General features: G+C 44.6%; 14 protein-coding genes. 5 read left to right on the top strand and 9 right to left on the bottom strand.

All coding sequences use genetic code 11. The features are described from left to right. The first annotated feature begins 79 nt into the window (after positions 1–79). Complete coding sequence (locus ACJJI4_RS13725; RefSeq protein ID WP_444925521.1) at positions 80–301, top strand: MOSC domain-containing protein; 222 nt, start codon at positions 80–82, stop codon at positions 299–301. A gap of 407 nt (positions 302–708) precedes the next feature. Here ACJJI4_RS13725 and ACJJI4_RS13720 read toward each other — a convergent pair whose 3' ends face one another. Genes ACJJI4_RS13720 through ACJJI4_RS13710 form a run of 3 tightly spaced genes read right to left on the bottom strand, consistent with a single transcriptional unit; the run spans position 709 to position 4066 of the window. Next, entirely contained in the window at positions 709–1971 is a 1263-nt protein-coding gene (locus ACJJI4_RS13720) for a sensor histidine kinase (RefSeq protein ID WP_413662778.1), read from the bottom strand. Beyond that, complete coding sequence (locus ACJJI4_RS13715) at positions 1964–2647, bottom strand: response regulator transcription factor (RefSeq protein ID WP_444925520.1); 684 nt, start codon at positions 2645–2647, stop codon at positions 1964–1966. The genes ACJJI4_RS13720 and ACJJI4_RS13715 overlap by 8 nt, the downstream gene beginning before the upstream one ends. A 9-nt stretch (positions 2648–2656) precedes the next feature. Next, the gene (locus ACJJI4_RS13710; protein ID WP_444925519.1) at positions 2657–4066 is read right to left on the bottom strand and encodes a S41 family peptidase; all 1410 of its coding nucleotides are present in this window, start codon (positions 4064–4066) and stop codon (positions 2657–2659) included. Positions 4067–4960: 894 nt separating this feature from the next. Between ACJJI4_RS13710 and ACJJI4_RS13705 the strand changes: the two genes are divergently transcribed. Together ACJJI4_RS13705 and ACJJI4_RS13700 are read left to right on the top strand one after the other, a co-directional pair. Further along, positions 4961–5830 carry a TolB-like translocation protein gene (locus tag ACJJI4_RS13705; RefSeq protein ID WP_444925518.1) on the top strand — a complete coding sequence of 290 codons (870 nt, stop codon included), beginning with the start codon at positions 4961–4963 and terminating at the stop codon, positions 5828–5830. Between the two features lie 534 nt (positions 5831–6364). Beyond that, positions 6365–6766: a GFA family protein gene (locus ACJJI4_RS13700; RefSeq protein WP_444925517.1), complete on the top strand. Its 402-nt coding sequence runs from the start codon at positions 6365–6367 to the stop codon at positions 6764–6766. A 171-nt stretch (positions 6767–6937) separates the two neighbouring features. Here the strand turns inward: ACJJI4_RS13700 and ACJJI4_RS13695 are convergent, their stop codons facing one another. The 6 genes from ACJJI4_RS13695 to ACJJI4_RS13670 all read right to left on the bottom strand — a co-directional run bounded on the left by ACJJI4_RS13695 (position 6938) and on the right by ACJJI4_RS13670 (position 13004). Continuing rightward, entirely contained in the window at positions 6938–8236 is a 1299-nt protein-coding gene (locus ACJJI4_RS13695; protein ID WP_444925516.1) for a HupE/UreJ family protein, read from the bottom strand. Between the two features lie 27 nt (positions 8237–8263). Continuing rightward, the gene (locus ACJJI4_RS13690; protein WP_444925515.1) at positions 8264–9991 is read right to left on the bottom strand and encodes a hypothetical protein; all 1728 of its coding nucleotides are present in this window, start codon (positions 9989–9991) and stop codon (positions 8264–8266) included. A gap of 115 nt (positions 9992–10106) precedes the next feature. Continuing rightward, on the bottom strand, positions 10107–10592 hold the full coding sequence (locus tag ACJJI4_RS13685; protein WP_444925514.1) for a hypothetical protein: 486 nt from the start codon (positions 10590–10592) through the stop codon (positions 10107–10109). Positions 10593–10743: 151 nt separating this feature from the next. Continuing rightward, the gene (locus ACJJI4_RS13680; protein ID WP_444911226.1) at positions 10744–11355 is read right to left on the bottom strand and encodes a TPM domain-containing protein; all 612 of its coding nucleotides are present in this window, start codon (positions 11353–11355) and stop codon (positions 10744–10746) included. Beyond that, positions 11355–12101, bottom strand: coding sequence for a TPM domain-containing protein (locus ACJJI4_RS13675; RefSeq protein ID WP_444925513.1), 747 nt, complete (start codon positions 12099–12101; stop codon positions 11355–11357). The genes ACJJI4_RS13680 and ACJJI4_RS13675 overlap by 1 nt, the downstream gene beginning before the upstream one ends. 42 nt (positions 12102–12143) lie before the next feature. Then, positions 12144–13004: a LemA family protein gene (locus ACJJI4_RS13670; protein WP_444925512.1), complete on the bottom strand. Its 861-nt coding sequence runs from the start codon at positions 13002–13004 to the stop codon at positions 12144–12146. An 86-nt stretch (positions 13005–13090) separates the two neighbouring features. On the opposite strand from ACJJI4_RS13670, the gene ACJJI4_RS13665 reads away from it, so the two are divergent. Next, positions 13091–13627 carry a YaeQ family protein gene (locus ACJJI4_RS13665; protein ID WP_282931942.1) on the top strand — a complete coding sequence of 179 codons (537 nt, stop codon included), beginning with the start codon at positions 13091–13093 and terminating at the stop codon, positions 13625–13627. A 14-nt stretch (positions 13628–13641) separates the two neighbouring features. Continuing rightward, positions 13642–14124, top strand: coding sequence for a YajQ family cyclic di-GMP-binding protein (locus ACJJI4_RS13660; protein WP_108733959.1), 483 nt, complete (start codon positions 13642–13644; stop codon positions 14122–14124). Positions 14125–14127: the final 3 nt, after the last annotated feature.

The raw sequence follows: 14127 nt of genomic DNA, 5'->3' as shown, positions 1-14127 counted from the left end.
CCTTAACTTCAATAGTTAGGATTATTGGCAACAAATCCTGTATAAAAGCCATTTACCCTATGGAACTTTCGGGGAAAATTTGACAGTCTCTGGGCTTATCGAAGATGAAGTCTTTATCGGCGACCAATTTAGCATAGGCGATTGTCTCCTCGAGGTAAGTCAGCCAAGAATTCCATGTTTTAAACTCAATATGGCTTTAGATAATGATAATACCGTTAAATTATTTAAAGATTACTTCAACACTGGTGTGTATTTTAGGGTGCTTGAGGAAGGTTATATAGGACAAGAAAAAACTAAGTAAAGTTGCTGCACCTGGTTCTGTCAGTGTAAATGCCATGTTTAGAGCCTTATTTGATAAGCAGTATGCTTTTAGCAAACAAGTACTTGAGGCCGTCCATCAATTGCGGCCCCTCTCCCAAGAGTGGCGAGAAAAAGTGGAAAGACGCCTGAAGAGGATTGATTAGATAAGCAGTTTTGTGATGGCTCGTAAGACCTTCCTGTTTGTATCTTTGGTCAATGGCGCTAAAGCACTATGCCTGCACTTCAGATTGATTCGCACTGCCAAGATGCACAGCCTTGCCCCCTAAATGTATTACGTCAAGTTGCTTGAGCAGATTCCTCACTGTCAATCCGTTGAGGGTTATGAGCCACTGCTACCTTGGGGTATCCAACTTGAGAGAGTGGAGTGGCCATTAATAGTTAACGCCTTTAAGTTCTGATAATTATTTCAAATCTGCTTTGAGCGCATTGATACCGTGCTTGCCAAGAACACATTTCACAAATACGCTTTACTAAATACAGCCCTTGCCCCAAGCCGGAACTATGTTTGTTTTTTGCACTTTCAGTAAAAGGATCTTTTATCAACTTCTGCTGAATCTCATCAATATTATTCGAAAAATGTAAATTTCCTTGTGAAAATTTAATGCTCAATTTATGGTCGCTGGCGTAATGATCTGCATTTTCTATGAGGTTAGTAAAAAGGTGCAGCAACAAATTTTCATTAGCTCGCACCTTTTCTTCAGCAGAAACCTGAAGTTCAAAAGTTAAAAGGCTATCAGGGCTTGCTTGTACATGATTTAATATCGATTTTTCAAGTACAAACAATAAGCTTACCTCCTGGCGTTCCAGTGACTCCTGCCTTGCCAGAGCCAGCAGAGTTGATATAGTTCTTTGCATCTCTGATGAAGATTTTTGTAGCCTCTCAATCTCCATTAAAGATATTCTGCCAGTACCAGCTACCTTGCTAATAATATTACGTAATACACTCAATGGAGTTCTGAGTTCATGACTAATGTCCCGAGTAAAGTCGGACTCACGCTTTAAGATGACTTGTTTATACAATAAGGTATCTTCAAAAGTCTTTGCCAAATAACCTATTTCATCTTTAGGGTAAGCTCTGGCGAAGCCCGGCGAAATGGGCTGCTGCTTACTTCTTGAGATTGCATAAGCAAGAGATTGTAGAGGCTTTAAAGTATAACTTGATACCCAGAAGGCCAGCAATAAACCTAAAACTACGAGTAACACAAGCATCAATGATAGCCATATCGTTACTTCTGGTAGAAAATCAGTACTAACTTCGTAAGCGGAAATGTCTGCAACTAATACCATTTCCAGCTCCCCCAGAATTACTGGTTTGATATGGAGAGTTGGGCCTCGATCTAATACAAATTCAACTCTTTCTGGATCTTGCTCTAGCAAAACAGGAATATTACCTGGCAAAGCACTTCTACTTCCATACAACTGAATAAACTGCAATCTTGGAGTTGTAATTTCTCCCGATGATTTATAGACTTCCTTGAGATATACGGCCTCATTATTGACTAATCTATTAAAAATATTATCTTCTACTACCCAAGCATAAGCCACTATTACAAGACTATAAAGCAAACCCAAAAAAATTGAGTAAATTGCAATTAAATACAAGGTGCGCTGCTGTATGCCTTTCTTTGGCCACTGAGCTGGGTTATTCATATGGCACATCTAATTTATATCCAACCCCATGAATATTTTTTAGCATGTTATATGAAAAAGGCTTATCCAATATACTTCTCAATATATAGATATGTGATCGTAATACATCACTATCAGGAAAATTGTCTCCCCAAATTTTACTTAATAGTTCAGAGCGGGTCATAGCTTGAGGGAACGCCTTGGCGAGTAACAGTAGTAGTTTGAAGTCTGTACGACTGAGCTTTAGAGTCTGCCCTCGGCGGGTAGCTTTATGCTGGCGTATATCAATACACAATTCTCCAATATTAAGGATTTGAGATCGATAAAGGTTATGTCGACGATATAAGGCCTTACACCGCATAGCCACCTCTTCCAATGAAAATGGCTTGGTTAGATAATCATCAGCACCAGCTTCAAAACCAATCCCTTTGTCATAAATACTATCTCTAGCGGTGAGCATCAACACCGGGGTATTCACTTCATAATTAGTTTTGATCTGTCGGCATAACTTAATACCATCAATATCAGGCAACATTAAGTCCAGCAATACTACATCATATTGATGTTGTTGAAACAGGCTATACCCCATCTTGCCACTACTGGCATAGTCTACCTGGAACAGTTGTTGCTCTAAAAAGTCGCACACCTGGCAAGCGATGTCTGTATTGTCTTCAATTAATAAAGCTGTCAGGTTCATGATTACCTCTTAGTCAGCACTATTTCGTAAAGATAACACTTTGTTGATGGCCAAGTCATATCCGGCAGCGATAGCTTCTGCATTCGGAGTTACTGGGATATCTGGTATTACACCGCTAACTTTATTGTCCCCATTGGGCCTTACCAGCTTGCGTGTAGTGATATAAGCCCTCAATTGTGAATGTGGCAAATTAAACAAGTTACCTTGCGCAGTTTGGTTAGAGTAGCCTTCCGTTTTCTGACCAATCAATGTAGCAAATCGATGATCTTGAGCCGCACTAGAAAATACGATAGCAGCAGAATAAGTAACCGGGCTAATCAGTATATAAACTTCTCCTTCAAATAAGTTATTATTATCTATGGGGCGGTGCCATTCATCCCAGTCGTATTGAATCAATTCTCCAGCTTTTCCCTTATAGTTAAAAAGCCCTCGATTTTGTTGGTTCAATTTTTCTGTCATATAAGAAATCATACGAAACTCTTTGTGGGCAATATAGCTTAATAAATAGGTGGCACTATCAGTATTACCCCCTAAGTTTTCGCGCAAATCGATAATCAAGCATGTAATTTTTCTATTTTTGATATCAGTAAAAGCTTGATCGATAAACTCGCTAAACCAGTCCAATCCTACATCAAAGCTGCCTATATGAAGATAAGCAGTGTCATCTGATATGACTTTAAAATAGAAGTCCTGCCTGCCATTGATAATTTCATCTTGAAGGTGCCAGTTTTGTTTAGAAAGTAACTGGGTAGTATGATTGGATCGGCTCACAGGCTCCTGCCATTTCAATTCAAAATCGTCAATAAACCCAAAGACAGCCCATAACATTACACCAAACCGTTTAGTAATAATTTGCTCTCTTAGAAAGCGAGACTCCCCACCTGCAAACTTCTGCATATGATCCATCAAGGTTTGAATACTTTGACCATTAATCCCTGTAATTCTTGCCCCTGCCGGCACTGATTGCCTACCATTTATATACGTATTCTTTGTTACGATACTACCATCAGGAGTTAAAGTAACAGCCAATGGAAAGGGCTTTTTGCCACTGGCTATAAGTTTTTCATACTCCTGATAAGGCCATATCAGAAAAGAATGACCATCATTAAACTTGTGCGCCAGTTGCCCTACAATTCGATAGAAATGGAGTCGATTCATAGAATCAGAGATTTGTAGCTGTAATTCTCTCACCGCTTCTTCCAGCTCCTGTAAATCGGTATAATGATCTAGTGCCGGATGTCTTTCTAAAGCCCCCAAGTAGAATGCCTCCACATCTTCTCGCATTTCAGCAACAGTTAATTTTTTTTCCAACAAAGAGCTGTCTGTTAACTCAGGAAAAATCTCTAGATGTGATGACCTACAAGCAATAACCAATACTGAACTTACCAGAAAAAAACAAATTTGATATAACCTTTTCATTTCGAAAACTCAAGTTTGAAATGAGCAGCTTAACAATGGGGTTGTGAAGATTCTGTCAAGCTACGTAATAGCAAAGCTAGAAGCTATTCCATTAACTCAACAGGCCTAGTTAAACACCCAGTTCAACTTGCGTCAGCTAAAGGCAGGTAGTTTGTTTGGCATTGCATCTCTGTTATTTGGGTAAGTTACAACCCCAGGAGCAGTTCTGGAAACCCAGCAAATAGAGTATTGACACCGGAGCTGATAAAATGTTGTAAATTCAATAGCTTATCTAGTTCTAGGAACCTAACGCCCAGGGTTCTTTCTCCCAATCCAACCTCTAGACATCACTTACCAAGCCTCCCACCAAGGAAAGCGCTCTCACTTCAATAGGTAGAGATCTAAGAAAGTGTGTTTCATGCAATGTATCTAATTGAGTGTATTTTCTACCAGGTTTATGTCTATCTGGTAGAAAGTGCAGTAGCTATTGGGGCTATAGTATCGCTCAATCTTAATCCTGCAGAATAAAAATTGATCATTCGATTGATATTAGAAAATAGTGCTCGTTACTCCATAGTTTCCATCATCATCTATTCTTTTGGACAGACTTGTGGATTTACTTACAGCGAATAGGTGGATATCTGAGGGTGTATCTATAAATTTAAGATCGTCGTGTCCCGATAACTCTCTCTGTAACTGAGTACTCAGTGTGGATTGGCAATACTAAATGAGCCGCAAGGTCAGTATATATGGAGGGCAAAAGGGAGGTCCGAACCTTCGCTATAGAGTCGCTTTTGTGTATATTTCATACAAATAGTCGGCGGATCACACCTCTTCTCACAAGAATCAGACAAAATTCATATGGACGTCAGGTGTTATAAAGCCTGAATAGATACATTGGTTGCTTATTACTTCATGTTTAAGCAAGGATATGTCATGAGGCACCTTTGTATTTCAATTGCTCTACTCTCACTCCTAACTTTGAGTGTTAACAGTTATAGTCAGGATACACTGACAGCTCTTGAAGGGCCCTATCTTGGACAGAAACCTCCTGGGTTAACTCCAAAGTTATTCGCTCCTAATCCCTCGAAAGAGTATCGGGATTGGGGTGGTTACTTCACGCCTGATATGAAGGAGTACTACGTTACAAGAAGATATCACCAAAGTGGCGAGTCTTCGAAAGTTGCATTCAAGCTTGAGGGTAATCGTTGGTATGAATCGGAAGTGGCCTGGGGTGGCTCTATCTCACCTGATGGTCAAACAATGTATTCTAGAAATCGATATAGAGAGCGCACTGATAATGGTTGGTCTGAACCTAAAAGCCTGGGGCCACTATTTGAAGACTTTCGTATCATGCGCCTTACGGCTTCTGCAAAAGGAACGTTTGTATTTGATGAAGTAGGTTCAAATGGAGATGGTATTCTTCGATATTCGCGTCTGTTAGATGGTAAGCGTGAAGCGCCAAAACCTTTTGGAGAGCAGATAAATACAGGCAAGTGGACTGCTCATCCGTTTATTGCTCCTGATGAGTCCTACATTATCTGGGATAGTGAAAGAGAGGGTGGATATGGTGATAGCGATATGTACATCAGTTTTCGCCAACAAGATGGCTCATGGGGCGCGGCTATTAACTTCGGTGATAATATCAATACAGAAGGGGAAGATGGTGGTGGATATGTAACGCCCGATAGGAAATACCTTTTCTACTGTCGGCGTTGTACTCCACCGAATTTTGAAATTATGTGGGTAGATGCGGAGTTTATTGAGGCCCTTAGGCCTAAATAAAATTTACACTAAGCTACGCCTAGTTCTCTGTATCTATCATCATGTTGCTAAATTTAAATTCTTTAATGATATTTCCGGTCTTCACGATACATGAAGCCCCGGTTGATCCCGCAGTAACCTGTTAAGTTGTATAGAATCCTTTCACCAAGTGAGAAAGTGAGCACCACACTAAGTGTGCGGGTGCTCACTTTTATATATTGCTCAACTCAGCCTCTATTAGCCACTTGCTACCGAAAACTTGAATCAATGATGAGAGAAATCAGGTTAGATAAAGGTTTGTGCAAATAGATATGCGCACCACAAAAGCCAGTTCTTTCTGATAACCTTTTATCTCTTTGGAGCGGAAGTTCAGCCTGAGACATTTGTTGTAGAACATATAGCTATTGCCGGACTTAAAATTAGCTGGGGAGATTGTTCAGTGCGAGTAGATGCTCTTTTGGGACTCTATGATCGGTTAAAATCTATACAAGGTGATATAGATGTCTCAGATATGTGGGCTTTGTATCTTTATATTATTAAAAAAGGAGTGTCTTTTTGACTAAAGGTGAATGCAATTGTGGAGAGATAGCTTATGAGATACAAGAATCCCTCACAGATTTATATATGTGCCACTGCTCAATCTGCCGTCGCTCCACAGGGAGTGGCGCTATTACTGTAGCTATCGTGCCTACCGAGAAGTTTAGTTGGATTAAAGGTAAGGAGAACCTTAAGTATTGGTCTAAGCCTGGGCATGATTGGCATACAAATTTTTGCGCTACTTGCGGTTCGACTCTGCCCGGAGAGAATGATTCTTTAAATACTTACATTCCTGCGGGAAGCTTGGTGGATGGTAACGAAAACCTAAAAGTGGTTCATCATTTATGGGTTGACTCAAAGGCTTCTTGGGAAGTAATAGGTGACGCCGGGAAGCAGCATCCCAAGGGGTTTGGATCTTAAATTATTTAACGTCCTGATTTATTGCGCTTTGTATTTTTACTCACTATTACGTGTGTAGTGACAGGGAGGTTAATTTTGGAGTGAGTTTTGTCTCTGGAGCTTGAGAATACAAGGCATTTTTAGGTGTATTATCTCGGCTGTAATAGCCAGAGAGATAACTCATTCTCCTGTTCAGAAAATTGCCGAAACAAGCTCATATCCTCTATCTAATGTCCAAATAAAAGCAATTGCGCTGCAGAGTCCAGCAACAGAATAACGTATCCGGATTTCCCATTCCTTTTTCCACAGCCTGGCTAAATAGGCAAGGGGCCATATGGCAAGAATTATGAGTACTTGCCCGGCTTCTACCCCCAGGTTGAAGGCCAAGAGGCTTTGCCAGATATTCGGGGAATCAACTTGGAGTATTTCATGTAATACAAATGAAAAACCCAGGCCGTGGAGTAGGCCGAGCATACAGGTGCCGATAAAAATTGTACTTTCGCTGCCTGTGATCTTAGTGTCTTCCCTGTGTAGTGATATCCAGGCCATATAGATTATGGATAGGGCGATACCGGTTTCTACCATAGGTACGAACCAGCTGACTGTGGGAACAAAGCCAAAGAATCCGGCTGAGAGGGTGATACTGTGACCGATGGTAAAGCCGGTAGCGCGCCATAAGAGTAGCGGTAGGCTGAGTGCACCGAGGCTTAGGCAGAGTACAAACAACACGTGGTCCAACCCCTTCAGGATATGGGCGATGCCCTCCGCCAGAAAAGTCTTCACAGCGTCTATTGAGGAGTGGGTAATCAGTAGTGGATCTTGCATAAGACCGCGTGAGCGAAAGACCTGGGTCCTACCTGGATTGTAATCCAGTACCAGGTTGGCGGTGTCTTCCTGGTTGGGGAGGCCTGGGTTAAGAGAGCTGGATAGTTGATATTCCCCAAGGGGAGCTTCCAGAGGGTAGTAGATCTGAATATCAACCAAGGTGTCACCCACATACAACCTTTGATTGGTATCTTCAGGTAAATATTGCTTTAAAAATGCCTGCTGTGCCTCCTCCAGCGTTGCAAAGTCCGGTTCACTTCCTATCCGATACAAGCGCACGGCTTTTACATCGCCTTTTATTTGCATGTCAGTATTGCGGAGAAAAATGGCGCTCTCTGCAATATTACCGAGTCCTAGAGGCGCTAGCTCCAGCTGTTGAAAGTCAACATAGTGGACCAAGTCACCTTGATTCAAGGAGTTTTTGGTATATGGGGCGGGTTGTGGGAGTTTGCCTGTATAGGGGTCGCGCCCCAGTGCTGTTTTATCTGCCAGTAAATAGGGCATAGGCACTCTCATATATAGGTTGGCACCACTGGCTGTGTGCTCTATATGGAAAATCCGTACATTGAGGTTGAGAAGGAAATGCGCTTGTGCTTGCCCGCTGATGCTGGATATGAGGAGATATAGAACAATCATCGCGGGCAACTTGAGTGTGCTGTTTTTCATGGCTCTAGCTATTTCTCTATTTTATTCTTACCGTACGGATAGGGGAGTAAATCCAGCGATTTTCCAGTGGTTATCAGACTGGATAATTGCGATATTGGCCCGGGTCTCTTGCGGTCTTTGTTCAAAGTGTCCCCAGCTTCGGTCCTCTACTACCGCCTGCCAACTTGTAATCAACCGGAATCCTTTGTTGCCATTCAGGTTAATTTGGCTGGAGTACTCGACTTTAAGATTTGTAATAGTACTGATTGATCCCAAGCCACCACTCGTTGTTTGGGGGCGATAAATTTGTGCCAGATTTGAATAGGTACTTTCGAATCCATCCTTGGTAATCAGGTTTTTTAGCTTTAATTCCAGATTGATCGGTAGAGGCTCTTTAAATGCGGCAGCAACTTTTAACAGTAGCTGTTCTGTTACTTGGCCCAAGTCTCGCTTTTTAGCGGTTCCAGGGAGGTTTACCCGGTATTCTTCTGGAAGATTGAGGTACAAAGCGACAGCTGAGATTATTATGGCGGTATAGATAATAGTTGAACCCTTGCGGCCTAAAATTGAGTGTTTGGTGGATAGCGTCAATACAATTATCGTAATAATAAGAAATGAAAATAGGATGGCCATAGGGACCGCTAGGCTAGGGGTTTCTATTACGAGTGGATCGCTATTTGGAGGGCGGTAATCGTATAGGTAGTTGTGCCACTGAATATCAGGAAATGAAGGAATTACATGGGTGGGGAATGGACCTGTGGGGTCCTGAATAAGGGTGGGAACGGAGTTGATCGTATCGGTGAATAGATTCCAGTCTACGGTAACACTCTGGGGCAGTGCATCAATGGAAAATTTTTCCCGGTAGCCAATCATCACTGAGCCCATTTCAATAGTGTCATTCTCCGAAATCTGTGAGTACCCGCTGTTATTTGCGCGAAGAAAAACAGTCTCAATGCTATTCGGCTGTGAGGGCGACTGATCAATAGAAGTTGGATTTTTATTATTTAGATAGCTGCGTACTGTGTGGTGCAGGAAGGCCTTACTTTCTGGTGTTAATGGTTGCCAGGCATCAAAAGGGTGATTAGTCCACTCCAGTAAGTCCTTGGTGCGCACGAGTATCTCATGGCGTATCTGGCGGGGCTCTACGTAGAGGAAAGACATTAGAGGGTAGCGATTATGCCGACTAATATCGGTGTTCTTAAAATGTGTATTCCATGGGTCTTTCCAGTCGATAATGAGTGGTTCAGGTTGGGATAGGTAGTGAAAGCCGCTGATAGGTGTTTGCCCGTGGCGACTGGTAAAGCCAATTGTCACGGATGCCAGCTCATCACTACCCATGGGTGGTTTTAGTTGCAGGTCTGAAAGTCCACCGATTGGATATTTCAGCTGAGTTAAAAGAATCTTTTTATCTGCCGGGAAATCCGGCATTTTTATGCCGGTGCGGGGATCGGTTTGCCCAGCAAAAGGGGAAATTCTAGGTTTCCTCTGGGCTACTCGAATTGAGATGACTTTGGGCTTAATGCTCTTATTTCCAGAGAGTACTTGAAAATCGAAAGATTGTTGGGTTTTTGCCGATTGGGCCAGTCGATAAATGTCTGGTGTATCTTCAATTCCTGGCCAAAATAGTTTGGCATCGCTTGCTGATATCTCGAATCTAATGTTTAGGATATTTTTTTGTATATCAATTTCCGCAATATTGTTGGCGGTCTCAGCGCCACTTAAACTGATGAAATCAGCCTTGCTGGTTGTTGATAATACACAGATGAATAATATCAAGGCCAGGCTGATAAGTATCTTGTTGAATGATAAATAAAATTTCGTTTTGGGAGTCATGTGTTGTTTGGGCAGAGTTTATCAGTTGCACCTTATTCATTTTTGAAGAGGGGTTAATTTAGTCTGGTGCTTCAAGATCAGTACCGAAGGCTGCATTGACTTCCCCGTAGATGTTCTTAATCAGCTTTTTATAAATTACTTTTCCGCCATAAATGGTAGGTATGAATACAACCTCAGTAGGGGCAGCTGGTAACTTTTCGGACTCCGCCTTTGTACTGCTGGGGTCCCAGGTCGGAAATTTCACTTGCCGGTTACTGATGGCCCATTCCATTCTGAGGGCGTCGAGATCGCCAATGTGGTTGCTCCGCAAATGCTCGACATGAAAAGTTAATTTGTCGCTGTTACTCAATGCTGGCAGGAAGTAGGTGGTGGCTTGCTTTTGGCGAGGGGAGGCTATACGAGTGCCGCGCAAGTAAGCGTCCCCGATTGCCGAAGTCGTATTTTTCTTTTGTAGTTCTTGAGACCAGAGAGCGGCACTGAATCCGGATGCCAGTAACAGAAGAGTAATACTGAAAAGCTGCAATAGGGTTTTAGTCGGAATCATCTTCTTGTATAGAGTTTACTTATGGGTTTTATGTCTTTAGGCAGCTTAGTTGATGATTCAGGTCACAATAGGAGGGTAGATTGGTATGGCGTGGAGTTTCGTTTGGAAACTTGAGTAAGTTGGTGTTGCCAGTTTTGGGGGATACGGGGATTTAATTGATGACGACTAGATGATTCGGCAGTTCATCTTTAATGGTGCTGGTGGGTATCGCTTCGTGAAGTAGATCTCCGCATTGCTCAATACATGCCAGTAATGCCTCTCCAGCTTTTCCCCGCTTGATTTGTTGCACAAAATTTTCAACTACTCTCTGCCAGTTGTCATTGGTGATGTGTTGGGCAATGCCTCTGTCGGCCAGTATTTCTACATAGTGTTCGGCTTCTGAAACAAATATCAGTAGCCCGAGTCGGTCCTTGGTTGCGTGTAAATCCTGCTCCAGAAATTGCCTGCGGGCTAAATTTGAAGCTCGCCAGAATTTTATTTTCTTTGGTACCAGGCGCATGGTGATGGGGCGCCAGCGGAATATTACTGCCAGGACAATAAATAAAATCCACTGAAGCGTCACCGCCTGTTGGAGGTTGATCCAGAACGGCAGGAATTCGATCAGAGGGGAGACTAACAGTGTTAGGAATGCGGCCCATAGGGTAGAGATATAAAGGTAGTTGTCGGCTTCCTTAGCGACCACAGCCATGACTTCAGCGTCGGTGCGGGACTCTACTTCCTTGATTGCCTCTGCTACCTGGCGTTGATAAGTATTGGTGAGCATTACCATCCTCCCGATGCGCCCCCTCCGCCAAAACCTCCGCCGCCCCCGCTAAACCCGCCCCCAGAGCTGCCGCCGGATAGACCTCCGCCAAATCCACCTCCACCATAGTAGCCGCCGTAGCGCCCCCGCTTAAAAATGCGGCTCTGTGCAGGTGAACCCAGTGCGGCACTGCCGAAGAGGTGTAGCATGACCAGCAGAAGGAACAGGCCGACCAGTACAGCAATTCGACGCCCCTCTTTGGTTTCTACGGGTTCAGCGACATATTCATTTTTCGTCGCGGCGATAATTGATCGAACCCCTGCATTGATTCCGCCGCTAAAATCGCCATTGCGAAACTCTGGCAGTACTTTGGTTTGGATAATATTTGCCGCCAGTGCATCGGTTAGGGCTCCTTCCAGGCCGTAGCCTACTTCGATACGGACCTTTCTATCATTGGGCGCAATCAGGAAAAGCACTCCATTGTCTTTGTCTTTTTTTCCTAGCTTCCACTTGCGTGCCAGTTGGTTGGCATACTCCTCTATAGTGATGCCCTGAAGCTCGGGGATGGTGGCGACAACCAGCTGATTGTCGCTGTCGCGCTCATACTGCTGTATCAACTCAGTAAGTTGGTATCTCTCATCGGCCTTTAACAACTCTCCCTGATCTACTACCCGGCCGGACAGCGCTGGAAAGTGTACATCGGCCCAGGCTGTTAAGGCACAGACCAGAGCGATCAGGGTGGTTATGGTAAGACTGGGGCGGTTCATTTTGGGGTCGATGGCGCCTGTCTATTGGAAGTTGAGGAGCCTCTAAATAACTCCGTAATACCTCTGCGGGTCTTGAAGGCTGCAGATGTTAGGCGCAGCTCGCCGCGAATGGCCGTAGCCCTTTGCAAGAGCTGCAACGCAGCAGCTGTGGCCTTCAAGGCCCGCCCTTCGGGGCTTGCAGAGCGATTCACACTCCGCGTTGCGACTTCTTGAAAGGTCTAGACATTCCTGCGAAGCCGCGCCTTGATTGTGAACCGCTCTGCATGCCAGAGGTATCATGGAGTTATTCAGAGACTCCTTAACCTCAGGTGCCTTATCGGCATCTTCACTGGTGGCTTCGAAAGTTTCTCGAAGCGGCATATCCCTGTAGAGCACGGCATGCCAGATTCTTCCTGGAAAAGTGCGAATCTCGCGGTTGTAGCGCTCTACAGCCTGGATATAATCCCGGCGCGCGACACTGATGCGGTTTTCGGTGCCCTCTAACTGAGATTGCAGTGTGAGGAAGTTCTGGTTGGCTTTGAGGTCGGGGTATCGCTCTACCACCAACATAAGGCGGGATAGCGCGCTGGTTAACTGGCCTTGTGCTGCTTCGAACTGTTGCAGCTTGGCTGGGTCATTGAGAAGGTTGCCGTCAACCTGGAGAGAGCTGACTTTGGCCCTGGCCTCAGTGACGGCTTGTAGGGTTTCCCGCTCGTGGGATGCGTAAGCTTTTACGGTTTGCACCAGATTGGGAACCAGATCGGCACGGCGCTGGTATTGGTTTTGAACCTGGGCCCAGGTGGCTTTAACCTGCTCGTCATAGGTTGGGATATTGTTGACACCACAGCCGCTGAGGGTGGTTGCCAGCAGCAGTAGCAGTGAGCTCTGCCAAAAGGGCCAGCCGCAGGGGAGCGCAGAGGTCATGCGGAATATCCTTATTCTCACGTGAACCCATCAAGAATAGTCCGCCTGACTCCCGGCGCTGGAGAAGGCATCACCATGGAGCCAAAATGGCGTTAAAAGCAACAATATTTAAGGCCAAAGTCCAGATATCCGATATGGACAGGGATTATTACGCCGAACATCCGCTCACTTTGGCGCGACATCCCTCGGAAACAGATGAGCGTATGATGGTGCGCCTACTGGCTTTTGCTCACAATGCGGCGGAAACGCTGGAGTTTACCCGGGGATTGTCCTCCGATGAGGAAGCGGATCTCTGGCAAAAAAACCTGAGCGGGGAAATCGATCTCTGGATCGAGGTGGGGCTGCCCACTGAGGAACGAATTCGCAAAGCCTGCAACCGCTCGAAGCGCGTTATCGTATACAGTTACGGGCGCCGTGCAGCACCAATCTGGTGGCAAAAACAGGCCAGCCAATTGGAGCGCTTTGATAACCTTACCGTCTACCATTTAGCCGCTGATGCCACTGAGCAATTGGCGGCTATGGCTGAGCGCAATATGGACCTGAGTGCAACCATTCAGGATGGCCATATCTGGCTCGCTGATAGTGACAACAACGCGGAGATTACTCCGGAAACCTGGAAATAGGAGCAGACAACTTAATGCCTTCTTTTGACATTGTATCTGAAGTGGATAAGCACCAACTCACCAACGCTGTGGATCAGGTGAATCGCACTATTACCAACCGCTTCGACTTTAAAGGTGTGGATGCGGAAGTGGAGATGAGTGAGTTCTCCCTGGTAGTTCGCGCTGAAGTGGACATGCAGGTAGACCAGATGGTGGATATGCTGCGCGGCGCACTGATCAAATGCGATATCGATCCACTGGCGATGGATGTAGGTGATAAAGAGCAGTCCGGCAAGCAGGTCAAATTGGACGTGACCCTGAAAAATGGCCTTGACAAAGAACTGTCAAAAAAGATTGTTAAGCTGATCAAAGATGAAAAGCTCAAGGTGCAGGCTGCCATTCAGGGTGAGCAGGTGCGTGTTACTGGCAAGAAGCGCGATGACTTGCAGCAGGTGATCGCCTTGTTACGCGGTAAGGAGCTGGAACAGCCATTGCAGTTTAATAACTTCCGCGATTAATTG

The sequence above is a fragment of the Microbulbifer maximicatervae (SeqCode) genome, assembly GCF_052467305.1.
Note: the sequence above shows the minus strand (reverse complement) of the source record. Positions and strands in the feature narration are given on the sequence as shown.

What these genes read in the sequence shown, in the direction of transcription:
- ACJJI4_RS13720 (WP_413662778.1), bottom strand. Translation starts at nt 1,971, where the DNA reads ATGAATAACCCAGCTCAGTGGCCAAAGAAAGGCATACAGCAGCGCACC.
- ACJJI4_RS13715 (WP_444925520.1), bottom strand. Translation starts at nt 2,647, where the DNA reads ATGAACCTGACAGCTTTATTAATTGAAGACAATACAGACATCGCTTGC.
- ACJJI4_RS13710 (WP_444925519.1), bottom strand. Translation starts at nt 4,066, where the DNA reads ATGAAAAGGTTATATCAAATTTGTTTTTTTCTGGTAAGTTCAGTATTG.
- ACJJI4_RS13705 (WP_444925518.1), top strand. Translation starts at nt 4,961, where the DNA reads ATGTTTAAGCAAGGATATGTCATGAGGCACCTTTGTATTTCAATTGCT.
- ACJJI4_RS13695 (WP_444925516.1), bottom strand. Translation starts at nt 8,236, where the DNA reads ATGAAAAACAGCACACTCAAGTTGCCCGCGATGATTGTTCTATATCTC.
- ACJJI4_RS13685 (WP_444925514.1), bottom strand. Translation starts at nt 10,592, where the DNA reads ATGATTCCGACTAAAACCCTATTGCAGCTTTTCAGTATTACTCTTCTG.
- ACJJI4_RS13680 (WP_444911226.1), bottom strand. Translation starts at nt 11,355, where the DNA reads ATGCTCACCAATACTTATCAACGCCAGGTAGCAGAGGCAATCAAGGAA.
- ACJJI4_RS13675 (WP_444925513.1), bottom strand. Translation starts at nt 12,101, where the DNA reads ATGAACCGCCCCAGTCTTACCATAACCACCCTGATCGCTCTGGTCTGT.
- ACJJI4_RS13670 (WP_444925512.1), bottom strand. Translation starts at nt 13,004, where the DNA reads ATGACCTCTGCGCTCCCCTGCGGCTGGCCCTTTTGGCAGAGCTCACTG.
- ACJJI4_RS13665 (WP_282931942.1), top strand. Translation starts at nt 13,091, where the DNA reads ATGGCGTTAAAAGCAACAATATTTAAGGCCAAAGTCCAGATATCCGAT.
- ACJJI4_RS13660 (WP_108733959.1), top strand. Translation starts at nt 13,642, where the DNA reads ATGCCTTCTTTTGACATTGTATCTGAAGTGGATAAGCACCAACTCACC.